Raw genomic sequence first — 20674 nt, 5'->3', positions numbered from 1 at the left:
TGCCATGCCGTCGGGACCACCCGTCGCGCTGTCGACGGCATCGGTGTACCCCGAGCCCACCCCGGCCGCGTTCGAGCTGGCTGCGGAGCTGGGCTACGACGGCGTCGAGCTGATGGTCTGGAACGACCCGGTCAGCCAGGACGTCGCGGCCGTCTCGCGGCTCTCCAGGCAGTACGGCGTGCCCGTGCTGGCCGTGCACGCGCCCTGCCTCGCCGTCACCCAGCGCGTGTGGGGCAGCGACCCGATCGGCCGCATCCGCCGCTCGGTGACCGCCGCCGCGGAGTGGGGTGCGAGCACCGTCGTGCTGCACCCGCCGTTCCGCTGGCAGCGCCGCTACGCCGGTCTGTTCGCCGACGAGGTGGCCCGCGCGGGGGAGGCGGCGGGCGTCGCGCTGGCCGTGGAGAACATGTTCCCGGTCAGCCGGGCGGGCGTGCGCAGCGTCCCGTACGCGCCCGGCTTCGACCCCACCGAGGTCGGCCACCGGCACTACACCCTCGACCTCTCCCACACCGCCGCCTCCGGCGTCGACGCGCTGGCCATGCTCGACCGGATGGGCCCGGCCCTCAAGCACCTGCACCTGACCGACGGCAGCGGCGCCCCGCGCGACGAGCACCTCGTGCCGGGGCGGGGCTCGCAGCCGTGCGCGGAGGTGTGCCAGCGCATCGCCGACAGCGACTTCGACGGCGTCGTCGTGCTCGAGATCAGCACCCGCCGCTGCCGCACGCGCTACGAGCGCGCCGCCCTGCTGGCCGAGTCGCTGCTGTTCGCCCGCCTGCACCTGCAGCCCACCGGCACCCGCCAGGCGCGCCCCCGCGTCGTCGAGCCAGCCCGGTAGCGGTCAGCCCTGACGGCGACGCGGATCACACCCGGTTCCGCAGGCGCCCGGCACGGTGATACCCCTGTGGCATGACCACCGAAGCGCGGGTGGACGACCCGCCCGCGGCGCCGTTCCGGGCCGCCGTCGCGCTGCAGCCGCTCGGCGACGGGCGCTACTCGGCCGAGCTGGGCCGCCACTGGACGGTCGGGCCGAAGGCGCACGGCGGCCTGCTGATGGCCCTGATGGCGCGCGCCGGGCTGGCGGCCGTCGAGGACGCGGCGCCGGGCGTCGCCCCCGACCCGCTGGCCGTGGCGGCCGACTTCCTGCGCGCCCCCGACCCCGGACCGGTGGAGTTGAGCACCGAGGTGCTCAAGACCGGGCGCACGGTGTCGGTGGTGGCGGTCCGGCTCGTGCAGAGCGGCCGGTCGATGCTGGCCGCGACGGTGACGGCGGGCCGGCTGCCCGACGTCGCGCCCAGCTGGACCGACCTGCCCGACCTGCCCCCGGAGCCGCCCGACGGCGCCCGCGACGCCTCGCTCGGGCGGGGCGGGGAGGGCCTCGGCGCCGCCTGCGACCTGTGGTTCGATCGGTCGACGATGGCGTTCACCCGGCACGAGCAGGGCCCGCCGGTCCTGCGCGGCTGGGTGCGCCCCCGCGGCGAGCCGGTCGACGCACTGTTCGCCATGGTCGCCGGCGACATCCTGCCGCCGACGGTGTTCAACCTCGGCACCGACTTCGGCTGGGCCCCCACCGTGCAGCTCACGGCGCTGCTGCGGGCCCGCCCGGCGCCGGGCTGGCTGCGCCTGGAGGCGCGCTCGGCCAGCGTTACCCGCCCGTGGTTCGACGAGGACGTCCTGGTCATCGACTCGGCGGGCCGGCTGGTCTGCCAGACCCGCCAGCTCGCACTGGCCCCTCTGCCCCCGTCCTGACCCCCGTCTCGACGGAATCCGGTGGCGGGGGAGTCGTAGGGTCGCGGCCATGACACGGATCGCGGTGCTGGGTGCCGGGAAGATCGGCGAGGCCCTGCTGGCCGGCCTGCTGGCCGCGGGGCAGGACGCCGACGAGCTGATGTTCACCGAGCGCCACCCGGAACGGGCCGACGAGCTGACCGCGCGCCACGGCGTGCGGGCGGTCGACGTGGCCACCGCCGCCGCCCGCGCGGAGATCGTCGTGGTGGCGGTGAAGCCGCAGGACATCGGGCCCGTGCTGGACGAGCTGGCCGGCGCGCTGAGCCCGGGCACGCTGGTCGTCTCGCTGTGCGCGGGGCTGCCGACGTCGCTTTTCGAGGGCGCCCTGCCGGAGGGCACGCCGGTGGTGCGGGTGATGCCGAACACGCCGATGCTGGTCGGTGAGGCGATGAGCGCCATCTCCGCGGGCACCCACGCCACCGACGACCAGCTGGCGGTGGTGGAGAAGATGCTGGCCTCGGTGGGTCGGGTGGTCCGGGTGCCCGAGTCCCAGCAGGACGCGGTGACCGCGCTGTCGGGCTCCGGCCCGGCCTACTTCTTCTTCCTGGTCGAGGCCATGATCGACGCCGGGATCCTGCTGGGGCTGCCGCGCGAGGTGGCGGCCGACCTGATCGTGCAGTCGGCGTTCGGGGCCGCCCGGATGCTGCGCGAGTCCTCCGACCACCCGGTGCTGCTGCGCGAGGCGGTGACCTCGCCCGCGGGGACGACGATCGCGGCGATCCGGGAGCTGGAGCGGCACGGGGTGCGGGCGGCGTTGATCGACGCCATCGAGGCGGCGCGGGACCGGTCGGTGGAGCTCGGCAAGCAGAGCTGACGCGGCCGTCGAGACCGGTCGCCCGAAGCTAGGCCGATCAGTTTAGTCCATTCACCCTTACGCGCCGACGCCATGCAGTCTCTCGGGGTAGGGCAGGGTCTGGGGCGTCACACCGGCCCCGGTAAGCTCACCGGCAACATCACGGTCACGTGCTCGCCGCCGACGAGGTCGGGCACGGCCGGTGCGACCACGAAAGCGGTGATCGGATGCCGTCCGACCCCCCCGACATCTCCCTGGCCCAGGTGCAGTTCCTGACGGTGGCCGAGGTGGCGTCGATGATGCGGGTGTCCAAGATGACCGTGTACCGGCTCGTGCACGCGGGCGACCTGCCGGCCGCGCGGGTGGGACGCTCCTTCCGGGTGCCGCGCGCCGCCGTGGCGGACTACCTCCGCAACGCCTACTTCGACGCCGGCTGATCGGCCGCCCGGCCCGCTCGGGGGTGCCCCGGGTAGAGTGGGCCACCGGTCATGGTCCGGCCCGGCGCGTGGGCGCCGTCTCGGCCGGGCAACCACAGCATGGCGGCCTTCGCGGGCCGCGGACGTCATCATCACCGAAGGGTCGACGCATGGGTTCAGTCATCAAGAAGCGCCGCAAGCGGATGTCGAAGAAGAAGCACCGCAAGCTGCTGCGCAAGACCCGCGTCCAGCGCCGCAAGCTCGGCAAGTGATGGCGACGGCCGGCGGAGACGCCGGCCGTTCCCGTTTCCGCGCCGCGACGCGGTTCACCGGTGTGACGGCTCACGATGCGCGCCGAGCGGTGTCACCGCAGCGCCGTGAGGTCTAGCATCGGTCACTCGCCGCACCCGATACACATTCCTGAGGTAGGGCCGTGACGCCATCCGTCGTGCTCGTCACCGGCGTCAGCCGGTTCCTCGGTGGGCACCTCGCCGCGCGGCTGGCCGCCAACCCGGCGATCGACCGGGTCCTTGGCGTCGACACCGTCCCGCCCCCGCGCGACCTGCTGCGGCGGATGGGCCGCGCCGAGTTCGTGCGCGCCGACATCCGCAACCCCCTCATCTCCAAGGTCATCTCCAACGCCGGCGTCGACACCGTGGTGCACGCGTCGGTGTCGGCCAACCCCGGCTCGTCCGGGGGCCGCACGGCGATGAAGGAGATGAACGTCATCGGCACCATGCAGCTGCTGGCGGCCTGCCAGAAGGCGCCGTCGGTGCGGCGAATGGTGCTCAAGTCGACCACCGCCGTCTACGGGTCCAGCCCGCGCGACCCGGCCCTGTTCGACGAGTCCATGACCCCGAAGGACCTGCCCTCGGGCGGCTACGCCAAGGACGCCGCCGAGATCGAGGGCTACCTGCGCGGCTTCGCCCGGCGCCGGCCCGACGTGTCGGTCACCGTGCTGCGGTTCACCAACTTCATCGGCCCGCGCATCGACACCGTGTTCACCCGCTACTTCGCGCTGCCCGTGGTGCCCACCGTGCTCGGCTACGACGCCCGCGTGCAGCTGCTGCACGAGGAGGACGCGCTGGCCGTGCTGGAGCGGTCGGCGAGCCAGGACATCCCCGGCGTGTTCAACGTCGCCGCGGACGGCGTGATGCTGCTGTCGCAGGCCATCCGGCGGGCCGGGCGGGTGCCGCTGCCGGTGCCGAGCCCGGCCGTGGGCCCGGTGAGCCGGGTGTTCCGCGGCGCCCGCATCGTCGACTTCTCCCCGGAGCAGATGCGGCTGCTCAACTTCGGCCGAGTGGTCGACAACCGGCGGCTGCGCCAGCAGTTCGGGTTCGCCCCCCGCTGGACGACCGTGCAGGCCTTCGACGACTTCGTGCGCGGGCGCGGTCTGCGCCCGGTGATCGGCCCCGAGCGGGTCGAGACCGTCGAGCGGGGCGTGCGCGCCCTCGTCGGGATGCTGCGGTGAGCCCCCGCAGACCGTCGGCGGGCAGCCGCAACGGCCGGGTGCGCCCCGCCGCCCTGCCCGCACCGCGCACCGCACCGACCACAGGAGGGAGGCCGCCCGTGACCGAGGCCAGGGTGATCCCGCTGCACGCCGACGACGCAGGCGCGCGCAGGCGCTGGCGGCTCGGCGGCCCGCAGAACGGCGGGCCCGCGCCGGAGCCCGAGCCCGAGCCGGCCGTCGAGGCCGAACCGGAGCCCGGCGCCGAGTGGGACGAGCTGATCGAGTTCGCGAAGCGCCGCCTCGGCGGCGACTACACCGTCGACGACTTCGGCTTCGACCGCGAGCTCACCGACAACGTGCTGCTCCCGGCGCTGCGCCCGCTGTACCGCAGCTGGTTCCGGGTCGAGACCATCGGCATGCACAACGTGCCGGGCGAGGGCGGCGCACTCGTCGTCGCCAACCACTCCGGCACGGTCCCGATCGACTCGCTGATGACGGCCGTCGCCCTGCACGACGACCACCCCGATCACCGCCACCTGCGGTTGCTGGGCGCGGACCTGATGTTCCGGCTGCCCGGGATCGGCACCCTGGCCCGCAAGGGCGGCGCCACCCTGGCCTGCACGCCCGACGCCGAGCGGCTGATGTCGAGCGGGGAGCTGGTCGGCGTGTGGCCGGAGGGCTTCAAGGGCATCGGCAAGCCCTTCCACGACCGCTACAAGCTGCAGCGCTTCGGCCGAGGCGGCTTCGTCTCGGCCGCGCTGCGCACCGGCGTGCCGATCATCCCGTGCGCCATCGTCGGCGCCGAGGAGATCTACCCCAAGATCGGCGACATCCGGCCGCTGGCCCGGCTGTTCGGGGCGCCGTACTTCCCGGTGACGCCGCTGTTCCCGTGGTTCGGGCCGCTGGGGATGATCCCGCTGCCGTCCAAGTGGTACATCGAGTTCGGCACCCCGATCCCGACCGACACCATCGGCGCCGCCGAGGCCGACGACCCGATGACGGTGTTCAACCTGACCGACCAGGTCCGCGAGACCATCCAGCACACGCTCTACCGGCTGCTGTCCCAGCGCCGCAACGCGTTCACCGGCTGACCGGCACCTGCAGCTCCGTCACCCACTTGTCGACGTCGTCCGCGGGGCATTCGAGGTAGACCTCGCGGGCGAAGCCGGGCCCGACGGGCCGGTAGCCGTTGTCGTCGATCCAGCCCGCGATCGTCTGCTCGGTGCGGAACGCCTCCGACATCGATCCGTGGTGCAGCATCGTCGCCGCGGCCTCGACCGCCGGTAGTTCGACGACCGCGAACCCGCAGTCCACCGGCGGCTCCCCGACGATCGGGAACGCCGCGTGCACGGTGATCGTCTCGTCGCCGGGCTCGCGCGGCGCGGGCTGGTAGTAGGCCAGCGGCGGGCCGACCACCGCCGTGCCCGACGCCTCCAGCAGCTCCATCAGCCGCGGGTAGAGCGGGCTCAGGTTCTCGGTGATCGACGTCGGGTGGTCGTAGCCGGCGGCCGTGGCCGACAGCTCCGCGACCCGGACCGCCGGGATGGGCTTGAGCACGACGTCCTGGGTGGGCATGCGTCCCTCCTCCTCGATGGATCGGAGCCTCGCGTCGACCCGGGCCAACCGCGCGGTGTCGGCCTCGACCTGGGCGGCCAGCTGCGCCCGCCGCAGCCGCAGCATCCCCCTCAGCTCCCCGACGTCCACCTCCTCGACGATCACGGCCTGCACCTGCTGCAGCGTCAGGCCGAGGTCCTTGAGCGCGAGGATCCGGTTGAGCAGCGCCAACTGGGCGGCGGCGTAGTAGCGGTAGCCGTTGTCCGGGTCGACCCGGGCCGGGCGCAGCAGACCGATGGCGTCGTAGTGGCGCAGCATGCGCACGGACACCCGGCCCAGGCCGGCGAACTCTCCGATGCTGAACATGGCGGGGTCCACTGTGGGCCCTGACAGGGTGTCAGGGTCAAGCCGGGAGCGGAGGCGGGACGGCGGGCCCGGGAGGGGGTCGGGCCCGCCGCCGCGGACTCGGGCGGGGTCTCCGCCGTCGTCGGAGGTGCGTGACCGTCCACCCGCCGCCGTCCATGTCGGCGAGCGGGAGCGGGCGGACGCCGTGCTGGGGAAACGGCTCGCCCGGCGGACCGGTCGCCATGACGGTCCGTGCACCTGCAACCATTCGATCGGGTGACGGTGGCGACCGCCAGGAAGAACCACAGGCAGAAACCGCCGGCAGGCGGTTCGGGAGGTGCGTGGTGGACGACCCCGCGTTCGGGGCGCGGTTGCGGCGGCTGCGGCACGCGGTGGGGCTGACGATCGAGGAGCTGTCGTCGGCGTCGGGGGTGAGCGAGCGCACGATCGGCAACATGGAGCGCGGGACGAGCCGCCGTCCGCAACGCGCCACCGTCGGGCTGCTGGCCGATGCGCTCGGGCTCACCGGCGCCGGGCGCGACGAGCTGCTCGCCGCGGCCCGGGCCGGTCGGCGCAGCCCGGTCGAGGTTGCCTCGGCCCTGCTGGCGATGCCGCGCGGGGTCGTCGACTTCACCGGGCGGGAGGCCGAGCGCGCCCTGCTGGCCGACATGGTGCCGGACGGGCCGGCGGGCACCGCGGCGGTGGCCGTGGTCAGCGGGCCGCCCGGCGTCGGGAAGACGTCGCTGGTCGTGCGCGCCGCGGTGGAGCTGGCCGCGCGCTTCCCGGACGGGCAGCTGTTCGTCGACCTGCGCGGCCTGGACGCGCGCCCGCTGGACCCCGCGCTGGCCCTGGAGCGCCTGATCACGGCGCTGGACGCGGGGCACGGGCCGATCCCGTCCGACCTCGCCGGGCGCACCGCGCTCTACCGGTCGCTCGCGGCCGCGCGGCGGGCCGTCGTCGTGCTGGACAACGCCGCCGACGAGGCCCAGGTGCGTCCGCTGCTCCCGGCGACCGGCGCCGGGCTGACGCTGGTCACCAGCCGGCGGCTGCTGACCGGGCTGGAGGGCGTGCGGCGGGTCCGGCTCGACCCGCTGCCCGCCGCCGACGCCGACCGGCTGCTGCTGAACCTGATCGCCGAGCGCCCCGACACCGGTCCCACCGCCGACGCGGAGATCGACCCCGCCGACCGGGCCGTCGTCGCCGAGCTGTCGCGGCTGTGCGGGAACCTGCCGCTCGCGCTGCGGATCGTCGGCAACCGGCTGGCCCTCCGGCCGGATTGGACACCGGCCCGGTTGCTGAGCCGCCTCGGCGACGCGGGTCGCAGGCTGCCCGCGCTGGTCGCGGGCGACCTGGAGGTCAGCGCGGCGTTCCGGTTGTCCTACGCCCAGCTGTCGGACGGGGCGCGCAGGCTGCTGCGCAGGCTGGCCCTGGTACCCGGGCCCGACACCGGACCGGCGCTGGCCGCCGCGCTGACCGGTGAGCCGGTCGAGGCCACCGAGGACGCTCTCGACGAGCTGGTCGAGCTCGGGCTGCTGCAGTCCGGGTTCACCGGCCGCTACCGGCTGCACGACCTGATGCGCCTCTACGCCGCCGACCGCCTCGACGAGGAGGAGACGGCGGCCGACCGGTCAGCCGCGCACGACCGCGCCGTCGACTGGCTGCTCGACACCGCGATCGTGGCCGGGCGCTGGTTCGAGCCCGAGTTCGGCGGCACCCCGGGCGGCTGGGCGGGGGCGGCCGGGCTGGACACCGAGCAGCGGGCCGAGCGGTGGCTGCGCGCGGAGGCCGACAACTGGCTGGCCGCGCTGGAGGACGCGGCCGCGGCCGGTCGGCACCGAAAGGTACTGGCGGTGGCCGAGGCGATGCACTGGTTCTCCGACCGGTGGATCCACTGGGGGCACTGGCCGCGGGTCTTCACCCTGTCCAGCCGGGCCGGCCTGCACCTCGGCGACGACGGCGCCGCCGCGACCCACCTCAACTACCTGTCCTGGGCCTGCGGGAGCTGCCTCGGCGACGCCGCCGCGGCGGCCGCCTGCGCCCGTCACGCCCACCGCCGCGCGGTCGCCGCGGCCGATCCGCGCCAGCAGGGCTGGGCCCGCTCCTACCTGGCCACCGCGCTGCTGGCGTCGGGCGACCCGGCGGCGGCCCTGGTGAGCGCCCGGCAGGCCGCCGGGCTCTTCCGGGAGGCGGGCGACCGGGAGGGGCTGCCGCACGCGCTGGCGCTGGCCGGGCGCTCCCTGGAGCGCACCGGCCGGTTGGACGCCGCGCTGCGCACCTTCCGGGAGCGTCTCGTGGCGGTCTGCGACCCGGCCACCGCGCCCGTCGCCCAGGTCGCGGCGATCACCCGGGTGTCGGCGCTGTTCGACATCGGCCGGCTGCACATGCGCCGCGACGAGTGGGCCGAGGCGGTCGCGGCGCTGGAGACGGCGCTGGCCTCGGACGTGGCCGGGGCGATCCCGCAGTGGCAGGCCGCGATGTACGTCGCGCTCGGCGAGGCCCGCGGCCGGCTCGGGTCGACCGCCGCGGCGCAGGACGAGCTGCGCCGCGCGGAGGCCGTCCGCCGCCGCATCGGGGAGGGCGAGCACGCCGCGCGCACCCGCGAGTGGCAGGACCGGTTGCGCCCGCTGCCCGCCGGGGGCGGCTGAGGCAGCGGCGAACGGACCTCGCGCCGCCGCACCCGGGGTTGCGATCATCCGGGCGTGGCCGCAGCCGGGATCGCCGTCCGCCCCGTCGAGCGCGGGGACTTCGACCGCTGGCTCCCGCTGTGGGACGGCTACAACGCCTTCTACGGCCGCTCCGGGCCGACGGCGCTGCCCCGCGAGGTCACCGACGTGACGTGGGCCCGGTTCTCCGCCGCAGACGAACCGGTGTACGCGCTGGTCGCGGAGGCCGACGGCGAGCTGGTCGGCTTCACGCACTTCCTGCTGCACCGCAGCACGACCGCGATCGCCCCCAGCTGCTACCTGCAGGACCTGTTCACCGCCCCGGCCGCCCGCGGGAGGGGTGCCGGGCGGGCGCTGATCTCGGCGGTGGCCGACCGGGCCCGGACCGCGGGGGCGGCGCGGCTGTACTGGCACACCCACGAGACCAACCGCACCGCCCGGCGGCTCTACGACGAGGTCGCCGAGCTGACCGGGTTCGTCGTGTACAGCCACCCGCTCGGCTGAGCGCGCGGGCTCAGCGGCGGCGGGCCGCCACCCGCGCGGCGACGGCGCCGGCGATGGCCCCGGCGCCCAGCACCGAGGGCACGCCGATCCGGGCGGCCTTGCGCCCGGTGCGGAAGTCGCGGACCTGCCAGGCGCGTTCCTTGGCCACGTCGCGCAGCTCGGAGTCGGGGTTGACGGCGACCGCGGTGCCCACGGCCGACAGCATCGGCACGTCGTTGACGGAGTCCGAGTAGGCCGTGCAGCGGCGCAGGTCGAGGCCCTCGGTGGCGGCGAGCGCGCGGACGGCGTGGCCCTTCGCCGGGCCGTGCAGGATCTCGCCGACGAGCCGGCCGGTGTAGACGCCGTCGATGCTCTCGGCCACCGTGCCGAGGGCGCCGGTGAGCCCCAACCTGCGGGCGATGATCAGGGCCAGCTCGACCGGGGTGGCGGTGACCAGCCAGACCCGCTGGCCGGCGTCGAGGTGCATCTGGGCCAGCGCCCGGGTGCCCGCCCAGATGCGGTCGGCCATCAGCTCGTCGTAGATCTCCTCGCCCAGCTCGGTGATCTCGGAGACGGTGCGCCCGGCCACGAACGACAGCGCGGTGTCGCGGCCGGTGGTGGTCGAGTACCGGGTCTCCCGGCCGCCGATCCGGAACTTGAGCTGCTGCCAGGCGAAGCCGGCCAGGTCGTGGGTGGTGAAGAACTTGCGGGCGGCCAGCCCGCGGGCGAAGTGGAAGATCGACGCGCCGATCATCATCGTGTTGTCGACGTCGAAGAACGCGGCGGCGGTGAGGTCGGTGTGCGGGACGTCGGGCGGGCCGCTGTCGCCCGCGGCCACCGCGGCGGCGGCCGCGGCCTCGCCTGCGCGGACGGCGGAGTCGGTCGACGTGGCCGCCTCGAGCACCCCGGGGGATTCGGTCGCGCCGCTGGGTTCACCGGACGCGGTGGGCGTCAGCGGCCCGCCGGGCACTGGTTCTCCAACCACGGTGGGGCCTCCGGAATGGGAGTCGTGTCCGTCCAGCCTACTGGCGCGGCTGGAGCGGACCCGGCCCGGTTTCCGCACGCCGTGCGAACGCCGGGGCCGCCGCCGGGCGCGTGTCCGACGGCGGCCGCGAGCGGTGCGGGTCAGCCGATCGAGACGCCCGGCAGGCCCGGCAGCAGTGGCGGGACCTCGACCGGCGGCAGCCCGCCGTCGGAGCCGCCCGGGTCGTCGGAGTCGTCCGAGCCGCCCTGCTCGTCGTCCGACGAGGAGGAGCCGGAGGGACCGGAGCCGGCAGGGCCCTGGTCGCCGGAGCCGCCGACGACGCCGCCGAGCGGGTCCTCCGGGAGCAGGCCGGGGAGCAGTGAGTCCTGGCCGCCGCCCTGCTGGCCGCCCTGGCCGGACCCGCCGCCGGAACCGGACTGACCGGTGGGCGGGGCGCCGGTGCGTCCGGCCTGGGCCGGGTCGGTCGGCGCGGTGCCGGTGGCGGCGGTGCCGGGCAGCCCCGCGTCGGTGGTGGCGTCGGTGCAGGCGCCGTCCCCGCAGGCCCCGTCGAGGGTGCCCGGGCCGCTGAGCTGCTCCAGCCGCTCCAGCGAGCCGGCCGCGCCGGTGGCGGCGGGGGCCGGCAGGTCGCCGCGCAACGCGGCCAGCCGGGCCGCCTGGTCGGCGGCCCATGCCTGCCACTCCGCCTCCGCGGCCGCCCGCGACTCCTCGGCCGACAGCAGCAGCCGGTAGCCCTCGTCGGCCTCGGTGTCGAACTCCTGCAGCCCGGAGCGGAACACCTCGGGGTCCATCTCGGCGCCGTCCTGGGCGAGCAGCTGCTCGACCTCGCCGATGCGGGTGCTGGCCAGGTCGAGGTGCCTGCGGCCGCGCTCGGTCTCGTCGAAGGTCATCGCCAGGCCCGCGGACTCGGCCACCCGCTTGACCGGGTACAGCCCGTCGCCGGGCAGCGCGTTGCGGCTGGCCAGCACCCCGGCGCCGCCGAGCACGGCGGTGCCCAGCACGGCCGCGGCGGCCACCACCACGATCCGCCCGCCGATCGGTGGGCGACGGGTCTCGGCGTCGGCACGGCGGCTCGGCATCGCGTGCCGGCGCGCGCCGCGGGTCCGGCGCAGCCTGGCCAGCTCGTCGATCGGCTCCGGGGCGGGCTCGGGTTCCGGCTCGTCGACCACGGCCTCGAGCAGTGCGGTGCCCTGCGGCGGCCCGCCGGAGCGGACCGGCTCGGTGCCGGGCACCTCGGCGTGGTCGGACGGGTCCTCCGCCGCGGCGAGCCGGGCGAACACGGCCGCCCTGGCGCGGGCGCGCTCGTCGGGCTGTGGGGCGAGCTCGGGGCCACCGGCCTGCAGCAGGGCCACCAGCTCCAGGTCGCGGGCCAGCTCCACGTCACCGGCGAAGGCCGGGTGGGTCCCCCGGTCCACGGCGGTGGCGAAGATCTCCTCGTCGCCGGCGGGCATGCTGGCCGTCCTCACTGCGTACCTGCGCTGTCGGTGCTCGCGCCACGGCCCTGGCAGCCGCGGCTTTCGACAGCACAACGAGCCGCGGCGCGCCGGGTTACGCCCGATTCGCGGATCGGTGGGACGGCGTGTGCGGTCGGGTTCACCGCAGGCCCTCCGGCAGCAGCTGGGCGAGCCTGCGCACGGCGCGGTGCTGCAGCGCCTTGACCGCCCCTTCGTTGCGGTCCATCAGCGCGGCCGTCTCGGCCACCGACAACCCCTGCAGGAACCGCAGGGTGATGCACTCCTGTTGGTCGGGGTTGAGCCGGCCGATGCAGCGCAGCAGCTCGGAGTTGGTGGCGCCGTCGAGCACCTGCTGCTCGGGGCCGTGCGTGGCCGGCGAGTGCTCGACGATCTCGTCGGTGGCGTGCTCCAGCCGGTACCGGCTGGACTTGACGTGGTCGAAGATCAGGTTGCGGGCGATGGTGACGAACCAGGCGCCGATGTCGCGGCCCTGGTAGGTCACCGAGCCGATGCGCCGCAGGGCGCGCACGAACGTCTCCTGGGCGATGTCCTCGGCCTGGGCCCGGTCGCCGTTCATCCGGACCAGCGCGAACCGGAAGACCATGTCGAAGTAGCGGTCGAACAGCTCGCCGAACGCCTTCATGTCGCCGGCCTGGGCCATCTTGACCAGCGCCCAGGAGCCGTCGTGCCCATCGCCGGCCGGCTGGGGCTGGGGCTGGGGCTGGGGGACGGCGGCGGTGCCGGGCTCGGCCACCGCGACCGGCCGTGCGTGCGGCGGGCCGGACGGCTGGCGGGCAGCACCGGAGTACGGCCCAACCGCCTGGGTGGGGTACGGGGCAACAGCCTGCCCCGGATGGGTGTGCTGCGGCCGCGGCCGGGGCATCGGCGGGCCGGCCGGTCGGGGGGCTCCGGGGTACGCCGCGTCGACGGGGCGGACCGCGGCGGGTCGCGCCGGGGAGGGTGGGACGGGGCGCGCGGACGGTGCGCCTGCGCCGGGTGGGGCGATGACGTGGGACGTGCTGGGCTGGGGCATCGCTACCTCTCCACCCGCCGGGTGACGGGCGGTGTCGAACGGGAGCAGCCGGGGCGGACGCGCGGGCTCGGTCACGGCTCCAGATCGGCCCCGCCTCGCGGTGCGCCCGTGCGGGCGGGTGCGGTCCGCGGTGCGCCGGAGACGACTGGGTGCATGCCACTCCCTTTGGGTGAGTCGCGCGACGAAGCCGGGCGACCGGGCGTTGAGGTTCGGTAGCGGCGGAGCATAGGACTGGGAGGGACGCCGGGAAGCGCGCTGCCGTACGGACCAACAGCCTTTCCGGCGAACGGATACCCACGCGCGGTGAGCGACACGTCGCTCTGCGTGTCAGGGGGTGGTTGGGGCGCGCGGTGCGACGAACGTCGCGGGACACGCGCCGCCCGGTTCGTGCCAGACTCGCCGCAGCCCGCGAGCAGCCTCTCCGCCTGCCGAGTCTCGACCCGATGGAGGACCGTGGACAGCGCGCCCGACCACCAGCCGCGGACCGCGGCCCACGTGGCCGACCTGGTCGCCCTGGCCGCGGCCAGGGGGCCCGACCAGCCCGCCATCGTGGACGTGTCGACCGCCGGCCCGGAGCGCACCCTCAGCTGGGCGCGGTTCGACGCCGCCGTCACCGCGGAGGCGGTGCGGCTGCGGGCGGCCGGCGTCGGCCGCGGCGACCGGGTCGTCATCCGGCTGGGCAACGGGGCCGCGTTCTGCGTCGCGGTGCTCGGGGCGCTGCGGGCCGGTGCGGTCGCCGTGCCGTACGGGCCGATCGCCGTCGTCCGCGAGCTGGAGATCGTCTTCGCCGACGCCGAGCCGTCCGCGGTGATCGCCACCGACGACGACGCGGCCGCGCGCACCTGCGCCGGACCGGTCGGCGCGCGGTTGCTGCCGCCGCCCGACCTCGACCCGGCCCCGGTCGACCCGGCGGAGGTGCCCGACCAGGGCCCGGGCGGCGAGGAGTTGGCGCTGCTGGTCTACACGTCCGGCACCACCGGGCGCCCGCGCGGCGTGCAGCTGTCGCACCGGGCCGTGCTGGCCAACCGGGAGCAGACCGCGGCCGTGCGCCCGGCGCCGGTCACCCCGGTCGACCGGGTCCTGCTGTCGCTGCCGCTGTTCCACATCTTCGGCCTGGCCGCCGGGCTGCTGCAGGCCTGCTGGGCCGGGGCCACGGTCGTCGTCACCGACCGCTTCGAGCCCGAGCACGTGGTCGAGGTGCTGACGCGGCAGCGGGTCAGCGCGGTCGCCGCCGTGCCGTCGATGTTCCGCTCGCTGCTCGACGTGCCGCCCGCGCGGCTGCGCGCGGCCACCTCCGGGGTGCGGCTGTGCACCTCCGGCGGGGCGCCGCTGCCGCCGGAGTGGCTGGTGTCCTTCAAGGAGGCCACCGGCCTGCCGATCTTCGAGGGCTACGGGCTCACCGAGGGCGGCCCGGTGATCACCACCAACGCGATCGGCGGGGTGGCCAAGCCGGGGTCGGTCGGGCGTCCGCTGCCGGGCATCGAGCTGCGCCTGGTCGACTCCGCGGGCCGCCCGCTGGACGAGGCCGCCGAGCCCGACCCCGACGCCGACGACGACGGCTTCGACCCCACCGAGGACACCGGGCTCGTCGCGCTGCGCGGCCCGAACCTGTTCTCCGGCTACTGGCCCGACGGCGCGGGCGGCCCCGACGAGGACGGCTGGTTCCGCACCGCCGACGTCGGCTTCCTGGACGCCGACGGCGACCTGCACCTGGTCGACCGCTCGTCCGACGTGGTGATCGTCAACGGCTTCAACGTCTACCCGCGCGAGGTCGAGCAGGTCCTGCTGGAGCTGGACGGGGTGGCCGAGGCGGCCGTCGTCGGCGTCCCGGACGAGCGCCGCGGGGAGCGGGTGCTGGCGGTGCTGGTGCGGGCGGCCGGGGCCGAGCTGACCGACGAGCGGGTCCGCGAGCACTGCGTCGAGCGGCTGGCCCGGTTCAAGGTGCCGGCGGTGATCGAGTTCGTGGACGAGCTGCCCCGCACGCCGACCGGCAAGGTCGCCCGTCGGACCCTCGCGGCGCAGCGGCGATGACCGGCGTCGAACCGCGGGTGACGGTCTACACGCGCGTCGGCTGCCACCTGTGCGAGGTCGCCGCGCAGGCGGTCGAGCGGATCTGCGGCGAGCTGGGCCGGACCTGGCGCGCGGTCGACGTCGACGCCGACCCGGCCCTGCGCGCCGAGTACGGCGACCAGGTCCCGGTGATCATGGTGGACGGGCGTGAGCACGGGTTCTGGCGGGTCGAGGAGGACCGGCTCCGGGCCGCCCTGGCCTGACTCGGCCCTACTTCTTCTGGTTCAGCGGATAGGTCTGATCAGACCATCGGTGGTGCTGCTGTACGGTCCTGCGCCGACCCGACCGCCGTTCCCAGAGGAGACCCGGTGCACCGGATCCGCATGTGCGCGACCGCCCTCACCCTGACCGCCGTCGCCGCGGGCGCCGTCGCCTGCGCCGGGCCGGTGACCGCGCCCGGCACCGGCGCCGCACCGCTCGTCGCCCCGGCCGCGAGCGCCACGCCGATGGCCGAGCCCTACGGCGACTGCGCCGACGTCCCGACGACCGAGCTGGGGAACCGGCCCCTCGTGGCCGCGCTGGCCGCCGTCCCGCGGCTGGCCGCGCTGTCCGCAGCGCTCGGGCGGCTGCCCGCACTGGCCGGCGCCCTCGACGCGGCCCCCGCCCTGACGGTCTTCGCGCCGACCGACGCGGCCTTCGAGGCGCTGCGCGGCCGCCTCGGCGCGCCGGAGTTCGACGCGCTGATGGGCGACGCCGAGCGCCTCGACGGCCTGCTGTCCTACCACGTGACGGAGAAGCGGCTGGACGCCCGCGGCCTCGTCGAGGCGGGCAAGACGACCCAGCTGGCCTGGGGCGACGTGACGGTGGCCGACACACCCGAGATGCTCACCCTGGCCAGTACCGACGAGGGCACCGCCGGGGTGGTCTGCGGGAACGTCCAGTCCGCGAACGCGACGGTCTTCCTGGTCGACGCCGTGCTGACGCCCGCGACGCCCACGGCTCCGCCGGCGCCCTGAGCCGCTCAGCCCGGGCGGATCCGCAGGATCACCCGCGTGCGGTGCGCTCGGGCGCCGGGATCGACGGCACCGGTCCTGCTCGACGGCCGCAGCGCGACCCGCGGGTCGCGGCGCAGCCGCTTCACCTCGCCGGGTGCCGGCCGGCGTCGTGACGACCAGCGCATCCCCGTCGCGCGCCGCCTTCCCCGAGCGCTGGAAGGTCGTCAAGGACACGAACTTCTCCTCGCCATCCGCCGCACACCCCGACCGTAGGTCGACGCGGTCGCGCGCGTCGCGGCTCTGCTGGTCCGGTCCGGCCGGGCCCAGTCGCGTGTGGGCGGGTGTGTTCCGGCGCGTAGGTGGTTCCGTTGCGACAACAACGAATAGTGTGGTTGCGCTGGCGGCCGTCCCCGATCCGAGGTGCCGGTTGTGATTGTGAACGCTTCCCTTGCGAGCGCGGCGACTATCCCGTGGTGCCGATCCTTCCTCGACTTCGCACGAATGTTCGAGTAGAATCGAGGCATGATTCCGACCGAACTCGCCGCCACGGCAGACCGCATTCTTGCGGTCGCTGCCGGGTTGCGCGAGAACGGCTCGGACCAAGACGCACTGGATGCTCTGACTCTCAGCCGAGAACTGACCCGGGCGATATCGCAGTTGCAGGTCGAGGCCGTGGCCGTGTTGCAGCGCAGCGGCGCGTTCGCCGCCGCCGGACACCGGCGACCCGACTCCGCGGTGGCCTCGGTGCTGACGGTCGATCGGGGGCGGGCGCGGGAGATCGTGCGCGCGGCCGAGCACGTCGCCGCGCGAGTGGACCTGCAGGGCCAGGTGCTGCCGCCCTTGCTACCTGCCATGGCCGCCGCCTTCACTAGCGGTGCGGCCAGCTTGCAGCACATCGATCTGATCGCCCGACTCCTCGACTCACCGGCCGCGCGGCGGATCCCGCCCTACGCCTGGGCGGGCATCGAAGAACAGATCGCCGCGGTCGCCGACACCTGCACCCCGACGGAGTTGGCCAGGTTCGGAGCCGAGCTGGTGCGGGCCTACGACCAGGACGGCGCCGAACCGGACGATCGGGAACCGGTACAGGTCAACGAGCTACGACTCACCCCGCTACCCGGGGGCGGCGGGAAGATCAGCGGGGTGTTCACCGACCCGGTCCGCTACGCCATGATCGCCACCGTCATCGACGCCAAAGCCACCCCGTTGACCGCGCAAGACCCGCGCAGCGCCGCCGAACGCAACGCCGACGCGTTGACCGAGGTGTGCGGATTCGTCGCCACCCACGGCGACACCATCCTCCCCGACAAGGCAGGCGAACGCCCCCATGTCGCCGTCACGGTCAGGCTGGCCGACCTGGAGAACCGCGCCCGCGCCGCCTGCCTCGACCTCGGTGGCACCCCGACTCCGGCGGCGCTGCGGGCACTCTGCTGCGACGCCAAGGTCATCCCCATCGTCCTCGACGGCGACAGCCAACCCCTCGACATCGGGCGAGAAGCCCGCACCATCCCCCTCCCGATCCGCCGCGCGATCGTCGCCCGCGACCACGGATGCGCCCACCCGGGATGCGACCGCCCACCCAGCTGGTGCGAAATCCACCACATCAAAGAATGGGCCCGCGGCGGCCACACCAAAACCGACAACCTCGTCATGTTGTGCTGGACGCACCACCAAGAGATCCACTCCACGGAATGGCTCGTACGCATCGCCCGCGACGGACTACCCGAATTCATACCCCCGACCTGGCTCGACAAAGAACGCACACCCCGACGCCACCCCAGAACCGCGCCACCCGGGCGCCCGGACTCGACTCGACCACCGCAGACCAACCCCGGCCGGAGTGTGTCCCGTGTTCCGCGCTGACCCCGTGGGCACTGGTGCCCACCCCGGTCCCGAAGCCCCTGCCGTCACGTCGGCACGCGCAGCGTGCACGTCCGGCACGGCCCCCGCCGCCCCGGCCGACCCAGCCCACATGCGCGCAGGCGCCGCCGGAGGCAGCAGCAGCGCAAGGCCCACCCCGGGCCACCCACTGAACCGGACGCTCCGGACAGCCGAACGTCGTCCATGGTCGTCACCGAGCAGTCGCGCCACACCCCCCACCCGCTGCCGGGGCGCCGCGTCGCCGCGACCGTCGGCCTGCTCTCCGTGGCCGCGGCCGTCGGCACCGGCCACCTGGTGGCCGGCCTGCTCGCGCCCCGGTCCTCGCCGTTCCTGGCGGTCGGGGACGCGGTCGTGCGGCTGTCGCCGTCCTGGCTGACCGAGTTCGCGAAGGGGGCGTTCGGCACCGCCGACAAGCCCGTCCTGCTGGCCGGTACGGCAGTGCTGCTGGTCGTCGTGGCGGCGGTGATCGGGTTGGCCGCGCGGCGGCGGGTGCTGCCCGGGGTCGTGGGGGTGGTGGGGCTGGGGTTGGCCGGGTTGCTGGCGGTCGTCACGGCGCCGGGGGTCGGGCCGGTGGACCTGGTCGCGCCGCTGGCCGCACCGGTGGCGGGGGTCGCGGTGCTCGGGTGGTTGCGCGGGTTGGCGGGGGGTGCCGGCGGCGGGCGTCCCGCCGGGGGCGGGCCGTCGCGGCGGGCCGTCCTGATCGGCTCGTCGGTGGCCGTCGGTCTGGTCTCCGTCGGGGCCGGGCTGGGCGGGGCGCTGGTGGGCGGCGGGCTGGTGGAGTCGCGGCGGGCGGTGAGCGAGCGGCTGGCCCGCATCCGGCCCGCGCGGGCCGCGCCGGCGATCCCGGCGGGGGCGGCGTTCCCGGAGTCGGGGACGCCGCCGTTCGTCACCGCGAACCCCGACTTCTACCGGGTCGACGTCGCCCTGCGCGTGCCCGCGGTCACCGCTGAGGAGTGGCGGCTGCGGGTGCACGGCATGGTCGACGACGAGCTGACCCTGACCTTCGACGACCTGCTGGCCCGCCCGCTGCTGGAGCGGACGATCACGATGACGTGCGTCTCCAACGAGGTCGGCGGGCCCTACATCTCCACGGCCACCTTCCTGGGGGTCGACCTGCGGGAGGTGCTGCGGGAGGCGGGGGTGCGGCCCGGGGCCGACCAGGTGCTCAGCACCAGCACCGACGGCTGGACGGCGGGCACCCCGCTCGACGTGCTGCTGGAGCCGGAGCGGGGCGCGCTGCTCGCGGTCGGGATGAACGGCGAGGCGCTGCCGCCCGAGCACGGGTTCCCGGTGCGGATGGTGGTGCCGGGCCTCTACGGGTTCGTCTCGGCCACGAAGTGGGTGGTCGACCTGGAGGTCACGACGTTCGCGGAGCGGCAGGCGTACTGGCTGCAGCGGGGGTGGGGGCGGCTGGCCCCGATCAAGACCCAGTGCCGGATCGACAGCCCGCGCGGCTTCGCCACGGCGCCGGCCGGGCGGGTGGTGGTGGCCGGTATCGCCTGGTCGCAGCCCGTCGGGATCGGTGGGGTCGAGGTGCGGGTCGACGGCGGGCCGTGGCAGGGGGCCGAGTTGGCCACCGAGGTCGGCGGGGACACCTGGCGGATGTGGCGCACGGCGTTCGACCTGGCCCCGGGCAGCCACACGGTGCAGGCCAGGGCGACCGACCGGGACGGGGTCACGCAGACCGAGGAGCGGGCCGCGCCGATCCCGGACGGGGCGTCCGGGTGGCCGGCGCTCATCTTCACCGTGAGCTGAACGGCTCAACCATTTTGCTCCTGTGATCTCATCGTCACTACGTCCGATGAACCGGATCCGGAGCACCTGCGAACGCTGTGCAGAGGTCCGGATCGACCGGGCCACCCCGAGGAGGACCCAGTGCGAAAGACCCAGCGACTGGCCGCCGTCGGCGCGATGGCCGCGATGACCCTGGCCCTCGCGGCGTGCGGCGGCTCCGAGCCGACGACCACCGGCAGCGCCCCGACGAGCGGTTCCCCGATGAGCGGGTCGGCCCCGATGAGCGCGGCGCCGACCACCGCCGCGGCCGGCGGCGTCACCCAGGTCTCCGACATCTTCGGCCCGGGCTGCAGCGCGGTCCCGACGTCGGGCGAGGGTTCGGCCGAGGGCATGGTCGACGACCCGGTGGCCACCGCGGCCTCGAACAACCCGCTGCTCTCGACCCTGGTGACCGCGGTCGGAAAGGTGCCCGGCCTGGCCGAGACGCTCAACTCGCAGGAGGCCATCACCGTCTACGCGCCGTCCAACGACGCGTTCGCGGCGGTCCAGCAGGAGGTCGGCGACGAGGCGTTCAACGCCCTGCTCGCCGACCCCGCCGAGCTCGGCGCGCTGCTGTCCTACCACGTCGTCCCGCAGCGCTACGACGCCGCGCAGCTGGTCGAGGCGGGCAAGAGCACCGAGCTGGCCGGGGGCGACGTCACCGTCGGCGGCACGGCCACGGCGCCCACGCTGACCAGCGGCGGCGGCACCGAGGCGAACGTCCTGTGCGGCAACATCCCGACCGCGAACGCCACCGTGTTCGTGATCGACAAGGTGCTCATGCCGGCCGCGGGCTGATCCACCGCACTCCCGACGGGGCGGCTCCGGACTTCCGGGGCCGCCCCGTTCCGCGTGCCGTCCGGCGCCGGGTCGGGCGCCCGTTCCGTCCGGTGCGGTGCGACGAACGGGCACCCTGCGGCGATCACCGGTCGCTCTCCCGGGTGTCGGCGACTGAGCACGGTCCCGTTCAAGATCGCAACTTTGTGCGTGCCTTCACAAGCGGCTACCGTGGAAAACCGTCGCCGTCAACGCCCGGTCCCAGCGGATTGTCGGCCGG

The 20674-nt window shown here is 75.1% G+C and carries 19 protein-coding genes; 15 read left to right on the top strand and 4 right to left on the bottom strand.

The window, feature by feature from the left end; all coding sequences use genetic code 11:
- Nucleotides 1-4: 4 nt before the first annotated feature.
- From KDL28_RS17290 to KDL28_RS17260, 7 genes are all read left to right on the top strand, one after another.
- Nucleotides 5-835 carry a sugar phosphate isomerase/epimerase family protein gene (locus KDL28_RS17290; RefSeq protein WP_252439844.1) on the top strand — a complete coding sequence of 277 codons (831 nt, stop codon included), beginning with the start codon at nt 5-7 and terminating at the stop codon, nt 833-835.
- A 71-nt stretch (nt 836-906) separates the two neighbouring features.
- Nucleotides 907-1746: a thioesterase family protein gene (locus tag KDL28_RS17285; protein WP_252439842.1), complete on the top strand. Its 840-nt coding sequence runs from the start codon at nt 907-909 to the stop codon at nt 1744-1746.
- Nucleotides 1747-1795: 49 nt separating this feature from the next.
- Nucleotides 1796-2599: a pyrroline-5-carboxylate reductase gene (gene proC, locus KDL28_RS17280; RefSeq protein WP_252439840.1), complete on the top strand. Its 804-nt coding sequence runs from the start codon at nt 1796-1798 to the stop codon at nt 2597-2599.
- Nucleotides 2600-2805: 206 nt separating this feature from the next.
- Nucleotides 2806-3015: a helix-turn-helix domain-containing protein gene (locus tag KDL28_RS17275; RefSeq protein ID WP_252439838.1), complete on the top strand. Its 210-nt coding sequence runs from the start codon at nt 2806-2808 to the stop codon at nt 3013-3015.
- Nucleotides 3016-3164: 149 nt separating this feature from the next.
- Nucleotides 3165-3266: a 30S ribosomal protein bS22 gene (locus KDL28_RS17270; protein WP_010241351.1), complete on the top strand. Its 102-nt coding sequence runs from the start codon at nt 3165-3167 to the stop codon at nt 3264-3266.
- A gap of 161 nt (nt 3267-3427) precedes the next feature.
- Entirely contained in the window at nt 3428-4465 is a 1038-nt protein-coding gene (locus KDL28_RS17265; protein WP_252439836.1) for an NAD-dependent epimerase/dehydratase family protein, read from the top strand.
- Between the two features lie 98 nt (nt 4466-4563).
- Entirely contained in the window at nt 4564-5535 is a 972-nt protein-coding gene (locus tag KDL28_RS17260; protein ID WP_252439834.1) for a lysophospholipid acyltransferase family protein, read from the top strand.
- Here the strand turns inward: KDL28_RS17260 and KDL28_RS17255 are convergent.
- Nucleotides 5525-6364: a MerR family transcriptional regulator gene (locus KDL28_RS17255; protein WP_252439832.1), complete on the bottom strand. Its 840-nt coding sequence runs from the start codon at nt 6362-6364 to the stop codon at nt 5525-5527. The genes KDL28_RS17260 and KDL28_RS17255 overlap by 11 nt on opposite strands.
- 323 nt (nt 6365-6687) lie before the next feature.
- Here KDL28_RS17255 and KDL28_RS17250 point away from each other — a divergent pair, with 323 nt between their 5' ends.
- Together KDL28_RS17250 and KDL28_RS17245 are read left to right on the top strand one after the other, a co-directional pair.
- Complete coding sequence (locus tag KDL28_RS17250) at nt 6688-8988, top strand: ATP-binding protein (RefSeq protein ID WP_252439830.1); 2301 nt, start codon at nt 6688-6690, stop codon at nt 8986-8988.
- 54 nt (nt 8989-9042) lie between these two features.
- Nucleotides 9043-9510, top strand: coding sequence for a GNAT family N-acetyltransferase (locus KDL28_RS17245; RefSeq protein ID WP_252439828.1), 468 nt, complete (start codon nt 9043-9045; stop codon nt 9508-9510).
- Between the two features lie 10 nt (nt 9511-9520).
- Here the strand turns inward: KDL28_RS17245 and KDL28_RS17240 are convergent, their stop codons facing one another.
- The 3 genes from KDL28_RS17240 to KDL28_RS17230 form a co-directional block, all read right to left on the bottom strand.
- Nucleotides 9521-10393 (bottom strand): HAD family hydrolase, encoded by an 873-nt coding sequence (locus KDL28_RS17240; protein ID WP_252440092.1) that lies wholly within the window; start codon nt 10391-10393, stop codon nt 9521-9523.
- A 221-nt stretch (nt 10394-10614) separates the two neighbouring features.
- Nucleotides 10615-11922: a DUF5667 domain-containing protein gene (locus KDL28_RS17235; RefSeq protein WP_252439826.1), complete on the bottom strand. Its 1308-nt coding sequence runs from the start codon at nt 11920-11922 to the stop codon at nt 10615-10617.
- Nucleotides 11923-12064: 142 nt separating this feature from the next.
- Nucleotides 12065-12679: a sigma-70 family RNA polymerase sigma factor gene (locus tag KDL28_RS17230; RefSeq protein ID WP_252439824.1), complete on the bottom strand. Its 615-nt coding sequence runs from the start codon at nt 12677-12679 to the stop codon at nt 12065-12067.
- A 732-nt stretch (nt 12680-13411) separates the two neighbouring features.
- Between KDL28_RS17230 and KDL28_RS17225 the strand changes: the two genes are divergently transcribed.
- From KDL28_RS17225 to KDL28_RS17200, 6 genes are all read left to right on the top strand, one after another.
- Nucleotides 13412-14989: a class I adenylate-forming enzyme family protein gene (locus KDL28_RS17225; RefSeq protein WP_252439822.1), complete on the top strand. Its 1578-nt coding sequence runs from the start codon at nt 13412-13414 to the stop codon at nt 14987-14989.
- On the top strand, nt 14986-15231 hold the full coding sequence (locus KDL28_RS17220; RefSeq protein WP_252439820.1) for a glutaredoxin family protein: 246 nt from the start codon (nt 14986-14988) through the stop codon (nt 15229-15231). Before KDL28_RS17225 ends, KDL28_RS17220 begins: the two co-directional genes overlap by 4 nt.
- Nucleotides 15232-15336: 105 nt before the next feature.
- Entirely contained in the window at nt 15337-15984 is a 648-nt protein-coding gene (locus KDL28_RS17215; protein WP_252439818.1) for a fasciclin domain-containing protein, read from the top strand.
- Between the two features lie 501 nt (nt 15985-16485).
- Nucleotides 16486-17826: an HNH endonuclease signature motif containing protein gene (locus KDL28_RS17210; RefSeq protein ID WP_252439816.1), complete on the top strand. Its 1341-nt coding sequence runs from the start codon at nt 16486-16488 to the stop codon at nt 17824-17826.
- A gap of 201 nt (nt 17827-18027) precedes the next feature.
- Nucleotides 18028-19599 carry a molybdopterin-dependent oxidoreductase gene (locus tag KDL28_RS17205; RefSeq protein ID WP_252439814.1) on the top strand — a complete coding sequence of 524 codons (1572 nt, stop codon included), beginning with the start codon at nt 18028-18030 and terminating at the stop codon, nt 19597-19599.
- Between the two features lie 120 nt (nt 19600-19719).
- Nucleotides 19720-20415, top strand: coding sequence for a fasciclin domain-containing protein (locus KDL28_RS17200; RefSeq protein WP_252439812.1), 696 nt, complete (start codon nt 19720-19722; stop codon nt 20413-20415).
- Nucleotides 20416-20674 lie beyond the last annotated feature (259 nt).

The sequence above is a fragment of the Pseudonocardia humida genome (assembly GCF_023898865.1).
Classification (GTDB): Bacteria; Actinomycetota; Actinomycetes; order Mycobacteriales; family Pseudonocardiaceae; genus Pseudonocardia; species Pseudonocardia humida.
The sequence above is the reverse complement of the archived record's forward strand: the minus strand, read 5'-3'. Positions and strand labels throughout refer to the sequence as shown.

Bases quoted from the DNA above. Each gene is read 5' to 3' on its own strand.
- proC (WP_252439840.1), top strand. From the start codon at position 1,796: ATGACACGGATCGCGGTGCTGGGTGCCGGGAAGATCGGCGAGGCCCTG.
- KDL28_RS17255 (WP_252439832.1), bottom strand. From the start codon at position 6,364: ATGTTCAGCATCGGAGAGTTCGCCGGCCTGGGCCGGGTGTCCGTGCGC.
- KDL28_RS17270 (WP_010241351.1), top strand. From the start codon at position 3,165: ATGGGTTCAGTCATCAAGAAGCGCCGCAAGCGGATGTCGAAGAAGAAG.
- KDL28_RS17220 (WP_252439820.1), top strand. From the start codon at position 14,986: ATGACCGGCGTCGAACCGCGGGTGACGGTCTACACGCGCGTCGGCTGC.
- KDL28_RS17205 (WP_252439814.1), top strand. From the start codon at position 18,028: ATGGTCGTCACCGAGCAGTCGCGCCACACCCCCCACCCGCTGCCGGGG.
- KDL28_RS17210 (WP_252439816.1), top strand. From the start codon at position 16,486: ATGATTCCGACCGAACTCGCCGCCACGGCAGACCGCATTCTTGCGGTC.
- KDL28_RS17235 (WP_252439826.1), bottom strand. From the start codon at position 11,922: ATGCCCGCCGGCGACGAGGAGATCTTCGCCACCGCCGTGGACCGGGGG.
- KDL28_RS17285 (WP_252439842.1), top strand. From the start codon at position 907: ATGACCACCGAAGCGCGGGTGGACGACCCGCCCGCGGCGCCGTTCCGG.
- KDL28_RS17290 (WP_252439844.1), top strand. From the start codon at position 5: ATGCCGTCGGGACCACCCGTCGCGCTGTCGACGGCATCGGTGTACCCC.
- KDL28_RS17275 (WP_252439838.1), top strand. From the start codon at position 2,806: ATGCCGTCCGACCCCCCCGACATCTCCCTGGCCCAGGTGCAGTTCCTG.